We start from the raw sequence: 15,708 nt of genomic DNA on the forward strand, positions 1-15,708 counted from the left end.
CACCTCTACTCCAGTTGCAACCAGGACTGGCGACCCCCAAGGTCACCCGCCCCCTCTTCCAGCGTGACCGAGATATTGCCGCTGGAACCGCTGATGTACTTGCGCTCCATGTCGGCATCCTCCACCACGCTCGGCGTCGTGGTGAGCTCGTCAAACTGCTTGCCGCTGACCGGCACCTTGATGTCGTTGCCGCTGCCGTCCTTGATCCCCACATAGTCGTCATCGTTGACGGCCCCATCGCCATTGACGTCGAACACCGAGTAGCTCAGACGCGCCCCCGAGACAGGATCCAGCTCCATCAGCCAGGAGCGTCCACCAAAGTCACAAGCATCCGCCGAGGGGATCAGGGTATTGAAGATCAGCCGTTTGTTGCGGTAGAGCATCTCCGAAACGGCTCTCTCCCCTACCCCCTTGCTCAACGCAGGGGACTTCAGTACCAGATACCACCCTTTCTGACTGGTGTAGTTGACCGCCGTGTTGGAGACCACCCTCACGTTGAACTTGATGGTGGTGCCATTGGCGGAGTATTCGTGAGTGATGCTCTGCTGCTGCAACTGGCTGGCGAGCACGGTCGCCCCCGCATCCCAAATGCCGTAGACGGCCTCCAGCCTGGGGGTTGCCGGCAACAGCTTGTCGTCATTGGTGAAATAGCTGCCGGTTCCCATCAGCACCATGATGCCCCCCTTGGGATGGCGGATGGCCAGCGGGCGCATGGTGATGGGCTGGCGAGTGCTGGCAGAACAGGTCCCGTTGCACGCTTGAAACAGCGGTTTTGGCTTGTTGCCGGTCTTGAAGGCGCTCCCCCACTGGGCGCTGTTGTTGTCGGTCAGGTCGAATTTCCACAGATTGCCCTGCAGATCGCCGGCATAGACATAGTCCGCCACCCGATCGCCGTCCTCGTCTACCGGCAGGAGGGATGAGAGGCCATTGGGTTCGCTGGCCGAGCCCACCTGGGTATCGATTTCCTTGATCACGGCGCCGGTCGCCAGATCCAGCACAAACAGCCGGGCGGTCTGGCTGGTGCTGTTGTAGCCGTTGGCCACCAGCGCCACCCATTTGTTGCCGGACTTCACCCGGACCAGGGTCGGCGCAGCCAGCGCTACCCCCATCTCGGCGTTGGTAAACTCCCACAACATCTTGTCGGCGGTGAAGTTGTCGGGGGCCGTTACGTCGATGGCAAAGACCGCCTTGCCTCCGGCGCCGGTCGACCCCAGCAGCACGGTTTTCCAGCTGCTGCCAAGATAGGCATCCCCCACTTTGGGCGTACCGTCCACATAGTAGCGGTGGCTGTAATCCGGCTTGGTCAGCAGGCTCAGATCCCCCAGCAGGCTGGCCGGGATGTAGCCCAGCGTCTCCACCCCATTGGCGACCCGAAAACCGTGTAGCATGCCGTCGTTGGCCCCCACGTAGAGCATGGGTGTGCGGCGACTGATGGCCGTCGAGCCGAGGAAACTCTGGTAGCCCTCCCGCTCGGCCTGGGTCAGGCCGGTGGCGCTGCCATAGCCGTAATCCCGGTTGCCGACATAGACGGGATCCGAGTTGATGATGTCCCCCAGCAGGTCGCTGCGGCTGCGAAACAGGCCGCCATTGTTCTGCTCACGGCTGCGATCGCCGCGCAAGTAGGCGACCCGGTTTTCCCCCTGGTTATCACCGGCGAGGTTGAACAGGGCGCGATTGGTGGCGTTAAGATCGGCCCAGGTGAAGGGAATGCCGACCCCGTTCTGGCGAGTGAAGAGGCTGCGGGCGGTATGGGCAGGGATCTGGGTTGCGGCATCCCAGGCCATGTTGCCCAGCGAGCCGTCGCTGTTGAGCGGAATGGAGATGAGCTGCCCGGACCAGTCACCACTGTTGTAGCGGGCCTGATAGATGTGGGTATTGCTGTCCAGCCGGGTGGCGTTTGCGGTCACCGAACTGGCGGAGCTGTTGCGTGCCGCAATCTGGGCCAGGGTACTGCTCAGGGCCGCGGCAAAGACGTCGGGGTCACCCGCGCTGAAGAAGCTGCCCTTGCTGTTGAGCGCCGCGTGCCACAGGTCATCTATCTTGTACTCCGGAATGTAGGTCGCGTTCTTGTACTCCTTGTCATCCGGATCATGGGGATTGGGCCAGCTGTTCGGGATGCCGTTGGCCGGATTGAGCGACCCATTGACCCCGAGCCCCACGGTAAAGTTGACCAGATGCTGCCAGTTGGCGGGATCTACCGTGCTGGTCGGCACCTTGTCGGCCAGATCGGCACGCAGGTCTGTTTTCCAGTACTTGTAGGCCACGTCGGCCAGGGTATTGCTGTAGCCATCCTTGTCCAGATCCCCCACCGAGGGGGTATCCCCGTTCCAGTAGCCATCGGTCATCAGGATGTTGTAGCTCTGCCGGCAGGTGAGGTGGGGCAAGGTGCTGCCGGCGCTGGCCGCCCAGGGGCCATTGTTGTCGGTGCGGGAGAAATACTCCCCCACATCCTTCAGGCTGGTGCGCAGCGGCGTGCCGGCGGCCGGAATGTCACGGCTGTAGAGGTCGCTGAAAAAGGCGCTGCGATCGGTGCCGGAGAAGGGCGCCACCCCGCGGATCACGCTGCCGCTGGCATTGATGGTGGCAAACCCCACCCGCAGGGCCTGTCCCTGACTGGCGAAGGCACGACCGACCCCGGCCCGGGCAGCCAGGATCCGGGAGCGATAGTAGGTGTACCAGTTGGCGAAGTTCTGAATCTCCTCCTCATAGGTACAGACAGGAGCACTCTTGCAGTCGCTGCGATTGGGACGCCCGCCATAGGTGCTGCCCGACTTTATCTCGACCCGGGTATAACTGCTCGCCCTCTTTACGTCACCGCTGCCCTTGTAGGCGAAATAGACGGCGGGCCAGAAGGTCTCGTCATCGTTGTAGTCGCTGGAGGAGAACCCGGTGTAGTAGCGCAACGACTTCGAGCGGTTGTTCTTGGTCAGGTCGCGACAGCCGGCGGCGATGTTGAAGGGGTTGTGCGGCGCGCAGCTGATGCTGGCATTCGCCATCAGGGTACCGTCCGCCTTGGCCCAGGGGCGGTAGCTCAGCAAGGGGTTGTAGTAGAGCTTGTTGTTGCTCGAGCGGGTGTAGGCGTTGCGATCGTTGTTGCTGGTGAAGGTCACGGTCCGGTTGTCATAGTCCTCGCTGCCATAGACGTTGTCGGCACGGGGATAGACGTAGCGAGCGCTGTTTTCGATCAAATCCTCCGGCATCAGCTCGAAGTGCATCGAGCCGGAGTCATCCAGACTGAACATGATGTTGGGTTCGGCCCGGGTGCCGAGATAGAGGGGAACCTGGGCGATGTCGAGCGCCGCCTGCACCTGGGTGCAGAGCAACAGGGCGCAAAATCCGTAGCCAGATGCACGCATGGTTCCCTCCTAGCGGCTGTAGGTCGATTGCAACAGCACCCGGCTCTCGTCCGAGAGGCCGAATCCCCGAGCCGTGATGCGATAAAGACGGCGCTCGCTGATGGGCTCGTCCACCGCCAGACTCTCGTTGCTGCTCTGGGTGTAGGGCAGCCGCTCGATGAAGTACTCTGGGGCCCGTCCCGCCAGCCCGCTATTGGCATAGGTACGCCAGGCCGTGGAGGGAGAAGCGGGATCCACCGCCACGCTGACGAACTCATAGAGGCCGGCGCTGTTGTCGTAGGGGCCTGAGTTGCCTGCCTCCAGATAGCGCTCGGCAGCGCGCAGTGCCGCCTCCGCCGCCTGCAGCGCCTGTTGCGACTCCTTCTGGTTGCCTGCCATCTTCTCCTGCAGCAGGGCGCTCTGCATGCTGGCCATCGCCAGCAGGCTCACTACCGCGAGAAAAATCAGGCTGATCACCAGTGCCATTCCCCCTTGTCGCCCCATCATGCCTCCCTCCTCATGGCAGCCGGTTGCGCAAGGCGACCGTGGTTTCGGCCACCCAGTACCAGTGGCTGTCGGTTGCCTGGAAGGTCGCGCCGGCGAAGCTGATGGCCTGCGGATCCGACACCACATTGCCCTGGTTGCTGCGCATCAACAGCTGAACGCCGATCCCCAGCACATTGTCCCAGTTCGGGTTGCTGGCGGCACTCACGTAACGATCCGCCGCCCGATCCCGGTTCTGATCCTCACCGAAGGTCAGCTGGATGTCGGTGACCCCGTCCACCAGCGGCATGCCCGCCCCCAGCCCGCTCTTGCGATAGAGGGCATAGGGCGCGCCGGCCGAGGGACGGGCGATGTAATAGACCCGGGTTTCCATTCGGCTCAATACCGAACCGGCGCCGAAGCGCTCTTCGACCGGGCTGCTGGCCCCGCCCCAGGAGCTGACGGCATTGCCCGGGGTGTATTTGTTGTCGTTGGAGTGGCCGATGTTGACCTCGCTGCCCCCCCCCACCACCTGGGTCTGGGTGATCTGGAAGATCCGCGCCTTCTGGCAGTCGGAGACCATGACGATGTCCCCCTCGCACAGGTCGCTGTAGCCCTGTTTGCCAGTGCCGCAGTAGTTGGCCTTGCTGGAGAGTTGCTGCACGAACAGCTGGGCCGCACTGTTGTTGCGGGTCACCGGCACACCGCTGCCGGTAGGCCCCTGCACCAGCAGCACGTCGGTTCCCGGCTTGGGTTTGGGCTCTGCCGAGGTAAACAGGGCCGACAACGGCGCAGGCAGCGTCGCCGTGACATTGTCATAGCCGCGCAGATAGACGGTGAAGTTGTAGGGCAGTGCCGTCGCCCCGTTGAGGGTATTGGTGATGTTGACCCCCTGCTTGCTGAGGCAGCCCTGGTAACCCACCATCCGCAGCTCTTGTTGCAGCAGGTTGACGGCAAACCGGCTGTCCTCCTGCACCCGGGCGATGGCCTCACCGGTCAGGTAGGTTTTGTGGTTGCCAAGCAGCACCTGAATGATGATCCCGACCGTTAGCAGCGACAGCAGCAGGGCGATCATCACCTCCACCAGACCGACACCGGCCTGGCGCAGCAAGGTGCGCCGCCCGTTCACAGATCCGTCCTCAGGGTCATGCTGCGCAGCGCAGGCTCGGTGGCCAGCCGGCTGGCATCCCACTGGATGGTGATGGTCGCCTGTCCGGCACTCACGGCAATGGCCCCGTCACCGCCGGGCAGGCCGCCGAGCGCCTGTTTCCAGTACTGCACATCCTGTATCGCCATCGAACTGCCGGAGACCGCCTCCCCCAGGCCGACGTTGTACTGGCCGAGCAGAGCCGCGCTGCGGTTGGCCCGCATCATGTCGGTGATCATGTAGGCAAACTGGGTCGCCTCGGTCCGGGTCAGGGCCGACTGATTGCTCTTGAGTGCCTGCAACTGCAGGGTCGCCATGCCGAGGATGCCGATCGACAGCACCAGCACGGCGATCATGATTTCAAGCAGCGAGACGCCTTGCTGGTGTTTCATATGCAGCTGGTCTCCGTGATTGAAGGGCGGCCGGCCGGGGTGATCGTGATGTCGCGCGATGCCTCCTGCGCGCAGTCGGGCGGCTGCAGGGAAAACACCAGCGCCGCCTGGGCGCGACCATCGAGAAAACCATTGCCACTGAAACGTACCAGCGACGTATTGCTGACCAGGGTGCCGGCCCCCATGTCGGGAAAGAGTCGCAGCAACTCGCCGTTGTCCAGGGTGCCGTTGCCGTTGCTGTCGACCCAGATCTGCCAACCTGATTCCCAGTGGTTCTGGGTCAGATTGCTGGTGGAGGCGGAGAGGGTGACCGCCGTATTGCGGCGAATGGCTTCGGAGCGGGCAAGGTTGATGGCGGCCACGAAGTTGTTGGCCTGGCTGGTCAACGTCATGTTGCGCATTATCGCGCTGAAGGAGGGGACTCCCAGCGTCAGCAGGATAGAGACGAGCGCAATGGTGACCATCAGCTCGATGAGGCTAAAACCTGAACGCAAAAACATCCTGTTTCGCTCTGATTTTGTCGGGGGGCCGGCTGCACATCCATCTGCCATCAAGCCGGTGATAAGTTCATCAGCAGTCTAGGCCGCGAACCTTCGCTTGCAATTCAATCTACTCAAATCTTGGACATACATCATCAAATTTCGCTGCGATCTCACGGCAAAGCGGCCAACAAGAGCCATAAGAATCACCCATGAAAAAGCCACCTCGCTGGAGGTGGCTCAATCAGAGACGGTGTAGTCCCGCAGGGGACGCATCGCTCACAGGATGCGCAGTTCCGGCGGCACTTCAAACACCACGTTCTCTTCACGACCGGGGTGTTCGGCCACCACCTTGCCGCCCAGCTCGCGCAGACGGGTGATGACGGACTGCACCAGCACCTCGGGGGCGGAGGCACCGGCGGTGACACCGATCGCCTTGACTCCCGCCAGCCAACCGGCCTCGATCATGGAAGCGTCGTCGATGAGGTAGGCCTTGGCGCCCACCTTCTCGGCCAGCTCCCGCAGGCGGTTGGAGTTGGAGGAGTTGCGCGATCCCACCACCAGCATGGCGTCCACCAGCCCGGCCATCTCCCGCACCGCATCCTGGCGGTTCTGGGTGGCGTAGCAGATGTCATCCTTGCGCGGCCCCTGGATCTTGGGGAAGTGCGCCCGCAACGCATCGATCACGTCCGAGGTCTCGTCCACGCTGAGGGTGGTCTGGGTGACGAAGCAGAGATCGTCCGGGTTCTTCACCTTGAGCCTGGCCACGTCTGCCGGCGTCTCCACCAGATACATGCCGCCCTCGCGATTCTCGTACTGCCCCATGGTGCCGATCACCTCGGGATGACCGGCATGACCGATGAGCACGGCTTCGGAGCCCTTGCGACTGGCGCGATGGACCTCCATGTGCACCTTGGTCACCAGCGGACAGGTGGCATCGAACACCTTGAGCGCGCGGGACTTGGCCATCTCGCGCACCGCCTTGGAGACGCCGTGGGCGGAGAAGATGACGATGCTGTCGTCCGGCACCTCATCCAGCTCCTCGACGAAGACGGCGCCCGCCTCCTTGAGCTTGTTCACCACGTAGCGGTTGTGCACCACTTCATGGCGGACATAGATGGGAGCACCAAACTTCTCCAGCGCGCTCTCGACGATGCTGATGGCGCGGTCGACACCGGCACAGAAGCCGCGGGGATTTGCGAGCAGGATATCCATCAGTGCACCTTCTCCTCGTCATCAACCCCCAGGATCTCCACCTCGAAGGTGACGGTGTGGCCGGCCAGGGGGTGGTTGAAATCGACCGTCACCGACATACCTGCCACCGCCCGGACGATACCCGGCAGCTCGCTGCCGTTGGGCTGGTCGAACAGTATGATGGTGCCGACTTTCGGCTCCACATCGGCACCGAACTTGGCGCGGTCGAGATGGTAGATGTTGTCGGGGTTGGAGAGGCCAAAGGCCTCTTCCGGCGCCAGGGTGAAGCTCTTGCTCTCCCCTTCGCGCAGCCCCAGCAGGCACTGCTCGAAGCTTGGCGTCAGGCTGCCGTCTCCCATCCGCAGACGGGCCGGCTTGCCATGCAGCGCCGTGCTGTCGGCCACCGAGCCGTCTTCCAGCTTGATGGCAAAATGGAACAGTACGCTGCTGTCCGCAGCAATCAGCTGGCTCATGAGTTCGCGTCCTGTTTTTTCTCGCCACGCAAGCCGTCCAGCACGATCATGGCGGCACCGATGAAGATGAAGCTGTCGGCCAGGTTGAACGCCGGCCAATGGGCGCGTTGCCAGTAGAAGTCGAGGAAGTCGACCACATGGCCCAGCACCAGCCGGTCAAACACGTTGCCGAGCGCCCCGCCGATGATCAGGCTGTAGGCGATGCCGCTCCAGCGCTGGGTGACCGACTGCTTGCGCAGCCAGTGGATCAGCAGGCCGCAGATGGCGAACGCCAGTACGGCGAAGAACCAGCGCTGCCAGCCCCCCTGATCCGCCAGGAAGCTGAAAGCCGCCCCCTTGTTGTAGACGTGGACCAGGTTGAAGAAGGGGGTGATCTCCACCCCCGGGTAGCCAAATGGCAGCAGCTTGACCACGGCGAGCTTGCTCGCCTGGTCCAGTACAAAGGCCAGCACTGCCAGCCACAGCCAACGCAGGCCGCTTTTATGGTGAGTCATGTTCATCAGGCAAATTGACGAGTTTCGCCGTCACCCTCGACGTTGGTGACGCAGCGGCCACAGATCTCTTCGTGACCCGCGATGGTGCCCACGTCTTCCACATGGTGCCAGCAGCGGTCGCACTTGGCGGCGGCAGACTGGGCCACGCTCAGCCACAGGTCATCACGCTCGGTTGCCACGGCCTCAGCCGGTGCGGCATCGACGCTGACCACCTTGGCCTTGGAGGTGAGCAGCACGAAGCGCAGCTCATCGGCCAGGGCGTTCAGACGCACCGCCAGCTCAGGCTTGGCGAACAGGGTCAGTTCGGCCTGCAGAGAACCGCCGATGCGCTTCTCGCCACGGGCCACTTCCAGCGCCTTGTTCACTTCACCGCGCACGGTGAGGATCTCGGCCCAGAACTCGTCGTTCAGCACTTCGCCCGCTTCCAGCCCGAACAGGCCGTCGTACCACTCCTCGGTGAACACGAACTCGCCGCGCTCGCCCGGCAGCAGGGCCCAGATCTCGTCGGCAGTGAAGCTCATGATGGGCGCCATCCAGCGCACCATGGCCTCGGCGATGTGATAGAGGGCGGTCTGGCAGGAGCGACGGGCCAGGCTGTCGGCCTTGGCGGTGTACTGACGATCCTTGATGACGTCCAGATAGAAGGAGCCCATCTCGATGGAGCAGAACTGCATCAGCTTCTGGGTCACGCCGTGGAAGTTGTACTCGTCGAACGCCGCCACGATCTCGGCCTGTACCGCCTTGGCACGGCCCACGGCCCAGCGATCCACCACCACCATGTCGGCCGGTGCCACCATGTCGGTCGCCGGATTGAAGCCGTTCAGGTTGGCCAGCAGGAAGCGGGCGGTGTTGCGGATACGGCGATAGGCATCGGCGGAGCGCTTGAGGATCTCGTCGGAGACGGTCATCTCGCCGGTGTAGTCGGTGCTGGCGACCCACAGACGCAGGATGTCGGCACCCAGCTTGTTCATCACGTCCTGCGGGCTCACCACGTTGCCGATGGACTTGGACATCTTGCGGCCCTGACCGTCCACGGTGAAGCCGTGAGTCAGCACCTGGTTGTAGGGGGCCTTGTCCTTCATGGCGACGCCGATCATCAGGGAGGACATGAACCAGCCACGGTGCTGGTCAGAGCCTTCCAGATACATGTCGGCCGGCTTGCCGTTGAACTCGGGACGGGCGTCGACCACGGAGGCGTGGGTAGAACCGGAGTCAAACCAGACGTCCAGGGTATCGGGCACCTTCTCGTAGTTGTCGGCATCCGCGCCCAGCAGCTCGGCCTTGTCCAGATCCCACCAGGCCTGGATGCCGGACTGTTCGACCCGCTTGGCCACCTCTTCCATCAGGCGCACGGAATCCGGGTGCAGTGCCTGGGTATCCTTGTGGACGAACAGGGAGATGGGCACGCCCCAGGTACGCTGACGGGAAATACACCAGTCAGGACGGTTCTCGACCATCGCCTGGATGCGGTTTTTACCCCAGGCCGGGACCCAGCCGCTCTGGCCGTGCTGGGCAATGCCCTCTTTCTCGATGCGCTCGATCTCTTCCAGCGCACGCTTGCGCAGACCCTTCTGCTCCATGCTGATGAACCACTGCGGGGTGGCACGGAAGATGATCGGGGTCTTGTGACGCCAGCAGTGTGGATAGGAGTGGTTGAACACCTTGTGGTGCAGCAGGGCGCCACGCTCGGTCAGCACCTCGACAACGGCCGCATTGGCCTTGAACACGTGCTGGCCGGCAAACAGTTCGGTATCCGGCAGATAGACGCCGTTGCTGCCAACCGGGTTGGCCACTTCCAGACCGTACTTCTGACCGACCACGAAGTCTTCCTGACCGTGGCCAGGGGCGGTGTGGACGGCGCCGGTACCGGCGTCCAGGGTGACGTGATCACCCAGTACCACAGGCACGTCGAAGCTGTAGAAGGGGTGGTTGAAGCGCAGCAGCTCGAGCGCCGCGCCCTTGGCGTAGCCCAGGTTGTGGAAGTGCTCGATGCCGGCGCGATCCATCACGTCCTTCACCAGCTCGGCGGCCAGGATCAGACGCTCGGGATTGTCACCCTCGACCTGCACCAGCGCATAGTCGAGATCGGCGTGCATGGCGATGGCGCGGTTGGCCGGCAGGGTCCACGGGGTGGTGGTCCAGATCACGGCAGAGAGGGGCCCCTTGCCGGTGTGGCCTTCGGCGCAGTCAAACTTGGCGGCAACGGCAGCCTCGTCGACGGCCTTGAAGCGCACGTCGATGGAGGGGGAGTTCTTGTCGTAGTACTCCACCTCGGCTTCAGCCAGGGCGGAGCCGCAATCGGTACACCAGTGCACCGGCTTGGAGCCTTTGTGCAGGTGGCCGTTTTCAACGATCTTGGCCATGGAGCGGATGATGTTGGCTTCGGTGCCAAAATCCATGGTCAGGTAGGGGTGTTCCCAGTCACCCAGCACGCCCAGACGGATGAAGTCGGTCTTCTGCGCTTCGATCTGGGTCTTGGCGTATTTGCGGCACTCGGCACGGAACTCGGCGGCGGAAACCTTCTCGCCCGGCTTGCCGACCATGCCTTCCACTTTCAGCTCAATGGGCAGACCGTGGCAGTCCCAGCCCGGCACGTAGGGGGAGTCGAAGCCGGAGAGGCCCTTGGACTTGATGATGATGTCTTTGAGGATCTTGTTGACCGAGTGACCGATGTGAATGCTGCCGTTCGCATAGGGGGGGCCATCGTGCAGAATGAACGAAGGCTTGCCCGCTTTGGCGCGGCGAATGGCGCCGTAAAGATCCTGATCGTACCAACGTTTCAGCATGTTGGGTTCGCGCTTGGCCAGATCGCCACGCATCGGAAACTCGGTTTCCGGAAGATTCAGGGTGTGTTTATAGTCGCTCATCAGTCCTGGGTTCCCTTCTTTTCTAAAAGAGTGCTGGGTAAATGAAATTGTGGCAGCCCGAACCAGGCTCGGGCCGCCAGGGCATCTCGTTCGATCTGCTCTTTCAAGGCGGTGAAAGAGGCAAACTTCTGCTCTTCGCGCAGCTTGTGGCGAAGCAGCACCTTGACCTGTTGACCATAAAGGTCGCCAGAAAAATCAAATAGATGTACTTCCAATCTGGCTTGTGTACCGCTCAAGGTCGGCCGTACACCCACATTGGCGACACCGGGGAAGGTCTTGCCGGAACATATCACTTCCACCGCGAACACGCCACCGACCGGGATCACCTGACGCTTGAGGGCCAGATTGGCGGTGGGAAAACCTATGGTGCGGCCCAGCTTTTCACCGTGGGCCACTCGACCGCTGATGGTGTAGGGACGGCCGAGCATCAGCTCCACCTCCGCCATCCGGCCAGCCGCGAGGGCCTCGCGCACCAGCGTGCTACTCACCCGCTGACGGGACAACTGGAAGCTCTGGGTGCTGATCACCTCGAAGCCGAAGCGCCGGCCGGCCTCCTCCAGCAGGTGGAAGTCCCCTTCCCGCCCCTTGCCGAAGCGAAAATCGTCGCCGACCACCAGATAGTGCACGCCGAGTTTCTCCACCAGCAACAGCTCGATGAAGGTGGTGGCGGACTGCTCGGCAAAGCGGTGGTTGAAGAGCACGCAGAGCATGCGATCGATCTGCATCCCCTTGAGCGCCTCGTACTTCTCCCGCAGGCGGCTGAGGCGGGCCGGCGCCGCGGCCCCGGCAAACAGCTCCAGCGGCTGGGGTTCGAACAGCATGACGCAGGCCGGCAGGCCGAGCTGGGCGGCCTTTTCCTGCAAGCGAGCCAGCACGGCATGATGACCCTGATGGACCCCATCAAAGTTGCCAATGGTCAATACACACCCCCGGTGACGGGGCTTGATATTGTGAATACCGCGGATAAGCTCCATCAGTGCCTTGTGCTTTGCTGCTATGAAAATCGCCGGATTATATATCAGGCGGCACGCCGGGTCAGCCCTGTTGCTGACCCGATTTCAGCCGCTCCGCCCCGACAACAGGTTCAGGTGGGGCTATCTCGCCGCAGGGGCTGACTCAGTCGTCCCGCCCCGCTCTCAGATCTCTTGGCCGGATCCCAAGCGCCAGCAGGACACCGGCATAGATGGCGCCCCCCACGACCAGCAGCATGGCCAGCTGCATGGACGCCTTGCTCATGTGCCAGGCGCCCCACCGGGCCAGATCCGGCGAGAGGTACAAGAGCACGCCCCCCATCAGCAGGCTGGCGGTCAGCAGCTTGAGACAGAATACCCCGGTGTGACGGGACGGGCGGTAGACGCTCTGCTGATGGAGCCCCCTGAACAGCAAAGCCGCGTTCAGCGTGCCCGAGCAGGCGGTCGAGAGGGCCAGCCCCACGTAGCCGAGCGGATAGATGAAGAGCAGGTTGCAGACCATGTTGGCCGCCATCGAGATCATCCCGATCCGCACCGGCGTGCGGGTATCCTGGCGGGCGTAGTAGCCCGGTGCCAGCACCTTGATCAGCATCAGCGACAGCAAACCCGTGGTGGAGGCCAGCAAACTGGCACTCGACATGCTCACCTCGTGCAGACCGAACTCGCCGCGCATGAACAGCACCCGCAGGATGGGCTCGCGCAGCACGGCGATGCCCACCATGGCCGGCAGGCCGAGCAGCATCACCATCCGCACCCCCCAGTCCATGGTGCGGGAGAAGTCGGCCGGGTCGGCATCCACGTGCTTCTTGGCCAACGCCGGCAGAATGACGGTGCTGATGGCGACGCCGAACATGCCGAGCGGGAACTCCAGCAGCCGATCCGAGTAATAGAGGTAGCTGATGGCACCGGTCGCCAGGAAGGAGGCGAGCATGGTGTTGACCAGCAGGTTGATCTGGCTGACCGAGACCCCGAACAGGGCCGGGATCATCAGGGTGCGGATCTTCACCACACCCGGGTGATGCCAACCCCACTTGGGCCACACCAGCATGTTGAGCTGGCGCAGGAAAGGGAACTGGAACAGGAACTGCACCAGACCGCCGAGGAAAACACCGATGGCCAGCGCCAGCTCGGGATTGTCGAGCCAGGGAGAAATCCACCAGGCGGCGGCAATCATGGTGATGTTGAGGAAGATGGGGGTAAAGGAGGAGACCCCGAAGCGGCCGAAGGTGTTGAGAATGGCCCCCGCCATAGCGGTGAAGGTGATGAACCAGAGGTAGGGGAAGGTGATCTTGAGCATCAGGCTCGCCATCTCGAACTTCTCGGCCGCCGGCCCGCCGTGCAGCCAGTCCCAGAACCAGCCCCAGCCAAACAGGGCGGTCAGCACGCCTGACCCCAGCACCCCAAGCAGGGTGACCACGGTCACTATCCCGCCGAGAGTCCCCGCTACCGCAGCCAGCAACTCGCGCACTTCGCTCTCGTCGCCCTTTTTCTTGTACTCCGTCATCACGGGAACAAAGGCCTGGTTGAAGGCACCTTCGGCGAACAGGCGGCGCAGAAAGTTGGGAATGCGGTTGGCAAAGAAGAAGACGTCTGCGGCCACCCCGGCGCCAAGCAGATTGGCGATGACCACATCGCGAACCAAGCCCATCACGCGGGACGCCAACGTCATTCCGGACACTATCATGCCGGATTTGATCAATTTCTTACTCAAGACGAGGCCTCTGGAACTGTCGGAATGAAAAGAATGCTGATAGAATCGGCCGACAGTTTAACCGTCTCCCACCTGACACACCACCGGGGGGCGGTGTTTATTTGCACAAATCATTTGACAATATGTGGTTGAGAAGGCATATTTCCGGGCCTTTTCAATACACTCGCTAAGACAGTTTTAGGAGTTTTACCTTGGCTAACATCAAATCTGCTAAGAAGCGCGCTCTTCAGTCAGAGAAACGTCGTCAGCACAACGCCAGCCGTCGTTCCATGACCCGTACCTACCTGAAGAAAGTCATCGCTGCCATCGCCTCCGGCGACAAGGCTGCTGCGACTGCCGCTTTCGCTGTTGCTCAGCCGATCATGGATCGTATGGCGACCAAAGGCCTGATCCACAAGAACAAAGCTGCTCGTCACAAGAGCCGCCTGTCTGCCCAGATCAAAGCTATGGCTTAATCAGCGTCTGCTGATAAAGCTGAAAAAACCGGCCTTTGTGCCGGTTTTTTATTTCTGTTCGCTGCAGTACAACTTGTGCAGCAACCCTATCATCTCGCGCACCTCGTAGCTGCGCAGCGAATAGTAGACCGTCTGGGCCTCCTTGCGCGTCTCCACCAGTTCATCCCGCCGCAGCACGGCCAAGTGTTGTGACAACGCCGACTGACTCAGACCAAGCCGCTCGTTGAGCTCCCCCACCGACAGCTCCCGCTCCAGCAGCTGACACAGGATAAACAGCCGCCGTTCATTGGCCAGCGCCTTGAGCAGTGCCACCGCCCGGCTCGCATTGGCCTCCATCTCTTCCAGTTGCATCTCATTCCCTCTCGTTCGAGGCAAGAATCATACTCTGTGGCCCGTCAATTTAAAATGACAGGGTTGCCGGTTGAATCATGGCAAAGTCCTCCTGGCCGGCAAACAGGAAGGAGAAATCACTCTCGCACACCCGTTTTACCGCCGGGTGCTGGATCATCCGCTCGGCGAAGATGACGTAGTACTCCTCCATCAGATCCTGAGTCTCGCCCAGCAGCATCACCCCCTCCCCTTCCAGGATCTCCTCCCGATAGATGGTGGGGGCCATGAAGATGCCCTGGTTGAAGAAGCCAAACGCCTTCATCAGGGCCGCATCGTCAAACTCGCCGAGAATGCTGGGGGAGACCCCCTGCTGCTCGAACCACTGGGTCAGCTGGCGACCCATGGCGGTACGCCGACCGGGGATCAGCAGCTTGCGCTCCTCCAGACAGGCGGGAAACGGCAGCAATGGCAGCGGCGCCTTGCAGAAGAAGCTGACCCCGCAACCACCAAGCCGCTTGGAGAGCAGGCCGGCGTGCTGACTGGAGTCCACCGGGCAGTCGGAGAGGATCATGTCGAGCTTGTGTTCGCTCAGCTGCTCCAGCAACAACTCGTGGGTCGATTCGAAGCAGCGCAGGTGGATGGAGCCATCATTGGGGATGACGGAGAGCAGCACCCGGCTGGCGAGGCGTTTGGAGAGAGCGTCGGCGATGCCGACGTCGAACAGGATCTGGCTCTCCTTGCGGTAGTTGACGATATCCAGCATCTCGTAGGAGAGGCTGAACATCTTGTCGGCATAACGGAACACCAGCTGGCCCAGCTCGGTCGCCTCCAGGGAGCGACCCTTTCTTATCAGCAATTTGCCACCGAGGCGCTGCTCCAGCAGCTTGATCTGGCCGGTGACGGTCTGCGGGGTCAAAAAGAGGGCTTCCGCCGCTTGCGTGACGGAGCCCTTCTTCTGGGTCATCCAAAAATAATAGAGATGGTTGTAGTTAAGGTGTGACATCCGATGGGGTTCCCGCCTGGCGCGGGCTCCGGTAGCAGCTGAGTTCAGCCGCCAGAATGTCATACATGTCGCTGATCGAGTCAACCTTGTTCGCGCCGAACTGCTCCTGCAGGTGGGCCTTGAGGCTGACCGGATCCGGCATCCGCTCCCCGCAGTAGCGCTTGTTGGACTGCTTGACCCGCTCGCCGGCTCGGCTGCTCAACGCCCGCTCGGCAAAGGTCTCGCCAAACTGCGCCTTGGCCTGCTTGTCCCCCAGCAGCAGGGCGCTGTCGACCACGCCGCTGAGGTAAGCCGAGCAGCTGGCCGAGGCTGCATCCTGCTGGCAATCCTGCAGACTGCCGGCCCAGGCCGCCTGGCTCAGCGCCAGCATGGCC

General features: G+C 62.2%; 15 protein-coding genes. 1 reads left to right on the forward strand and 14 read right to left on the reverse strand.

The window, feature by feature from the left end:
- Positions 1-5: 5 nt before the first annotated feature.
- The 11 genes from AB5Y98_RS13290 to murJ all read right to left on the reverse strand — a co-directional run bounded on the left by AB5Y98_RS13290 (position 6) and on the right by murJ (position 13,546).
- Positions 6-3,356: a pilus assembly protein gene (locus tag AB5Y98_RS13290; RefSeq protein WP_368232058.1), complete on the reverse strand. Its 3,351-nt coding sequence runs from the start codon at positions 3,354-3,356 to the stop codon at positions 6-8.
- Between the two features lie 9 nt (positions 3,357-3,365).
- Positions 3,366-3,842 carry a PilX N-terminal domain-containing pilus assembly protein gene (locus AB5Y98_RS13295; RefSeq protein WP_005308830.1) on the reverse strand — a complete coding sequence of 159 codons (477 nt, stop codon included), beginning with the start codon at positions 3,840-3,842 and terminating at the stop codon, positions 3,366-3,368.
- Between the two features lie 10 nt (positions 3,843-3,852).
- Positions 3,853-4,947 (reverse strand): PilW family protein, encoded by a 1,095-nt coding sequence (locus AB5Y98_RS13300; RefSeq protein ID WP_043169251.1) that lies wholly within the window; start codon positions 4,945-4,947, stop codon positions 3,853-3,855.
- Positions 4,944-5,357: a type IVa pilus pseudopilin TppB gene (gene tppB, locus AB5Y98_RS13305; protein ID WP_005308826.1), complete on the reverse strand. Its 414-nt coding sequence runs from the start codon at positions 5,355-5,357 to the stop codon at positions 4,944-4,946. Before tppB ends, AB5Y98_RS13300 begins: the two co-directional genes overlap by 4 nt.
- Complete coding sequence (tppE, locus tag AB5Y98_RS13310; RefSeq protein WP_005308824.1) at positions 5,354-5,857, reverse strand: type IVa pilus pseudopilin TppE; 504 nt, start codon at positions 5,855-5,857, stop codon at positions 5,354-5,356. The genes tppB and tppE overlap by 4 nt, the downstream gene beginning before the upstream one ends.
- A gap of 258 nt (positions 5,858-6,115) precedes the next feature.
- Positions 6,116-7,051: a 4-hydroxy-3-methylbut-2-enyl diphosphate reductase gene (gene ispH, locus AB5Y98_RS13315; RefSeq protein WP_005308820.1), complete on the reverse strand. Its 936-nt coding sequence runs from the start codon at positions 7,049-7,051 to the stop codon at positions 6,116-6,118.
- A complete protein-coding gene (gene fkpB / locus AB5Y98_RS13320; RefSeq protein WP_005308818.1) occupies positions 7,051-7,503 on the reverse strand; it encodes an FKBP-type peptidyl-prolyl cis-trans isomerase in 453 nt (150 codons plus the stop codon). The genes ispH and fkpB overlap by 1 nt, the downstream gene beginning before the upstream one ends.
- Positions 7,500-8,003, reverse strand: coding sequence for a signal peptidase II (gene lspA, locus AB5Y98_RS13325; protein WP_065018302.1), 504 nt, complete (start codon positions 8,001-8,003; stop codon positions 7,500-7,502). Before lspA ends, fkpB begins: the two co-directional genes overlap by 4 nt.
- Positions 8,003-10,864 (reverse strand): isoleucine--tRNA ligase, encoded by a 2,862-nt coding sequence (ileS, locus tag AB5Y98_RS13330; RefSeq protein ID WP_017780265.1) that lies wholly within the window; start codon positions 10,862-10,864, stop codon positions 8,003-8,005. The genes lspA and ileS overlap by 1 nt, the downstream gene beginning before the upstream one ends.
- Positions 10,864-11,838 carry a bifunctional riboflavin kinase/FAD synthetase gene (gene ribF / locus AB5Y98_RS13335; protein WP_368232061.1) on the reverse strand — a complete coding sequence of 325 codons (975 nt, stop codon included), beginning with the start codon at positions 11,836-11,838 and terminating at the stop codon, positions 10,864-10,866. The genes ileS and ribF overlap by 1 nt, the downstream gene beginning before the upstream one ends.
- Positions 11,839-11,980: 142 nt before the next feature.
- Positions 11,981-13,546, reverse strand: a complete 1,566-nt coding sequence (murJ, locus tag AB5Y98_RS13340) for a murein biosynthesis integral membrane protein MurJ (protein WP_368232062.1) — start codon at positions 13,544-13,546, stop codon at positions 11,981-11,983.
- A gap of 191 nt (positions 13,547-13,737) precedes the next feature.
- On the opposite strand from murJ, the gene rpsT reads away from it, so the two are divergent.
- Complete coding sequence (rpsT, locus tag AB5Y98_RS13345; protein WP_005308808.1) at positions 13,738-14,001, forward strand: 30S ribosomal protein S20; 264 nt, start codon at positions 13,738-13,740, stop codon at positions 13,999-14,001.
- A 48-nt stretch (positions 14,002-14,049) separates the two neighbouring features.
- Here the strand turns inward: rpsT and AB5Y98_RS13350 are convergent, their stop codons facing one another.
- Genes AB5Y98_RS13350 through AB5Y98_RS13360 form a run of 3 tightly spaced genes read right to left on the reverse strand, consistent with a single transcriptional unit; the run spans position 14,050 to position 15,704 of the window.
- Positions 14,050-14,352: a metalloregulator ArsR/SmtB family transcription factor gene (locus AB5Y98_RS13350; RefSeq protein ID WP_005308804.1), complete on the reverse strand. Its 303-nt coding sequence runs from the start codon at positions 14,350-14,352 to the stop codon at positions 14,050-14,052.
- A 49-nt stretch (positions 14,353-14,401) separates the two neighbouring features.
- Entirely contained in the window at positions 14,402-15,334 is a 933-nt protein-coding gene (nhaR, locus tag AB5Y98_RS13355) for a transcriptional activator NhaR (RefSeq protein ID WP_024942022.1), read from the reverse strand.
- Positions 15,321-15,704, reverse strand: a complete 384-nt coding sequence (locus AB5Y98_RS13360) for a hypothetical protein (RefSeq protein ID WP_005308716.1) — start codon at positions 15,702-15,704, stop codon at positions 15,321-15,323. Before AB5Y98_RS13360 ends, nhaR begins: the two co-directional genes overlap by 14 nt.
- Positions 15,705-15,708 lie beyond the last annotated feature (4 nt).

The organism is Aeromonas sp. s3, assembly GCF_040907805.1.
GTDB classification, from domain to species: domain Bacteria; phylum Pseudomonadota; class Gammaproteobacteria; order Enterobacterales; family Aeromonadaceae; genus Aeromonas; species Aeromonas dhakensis.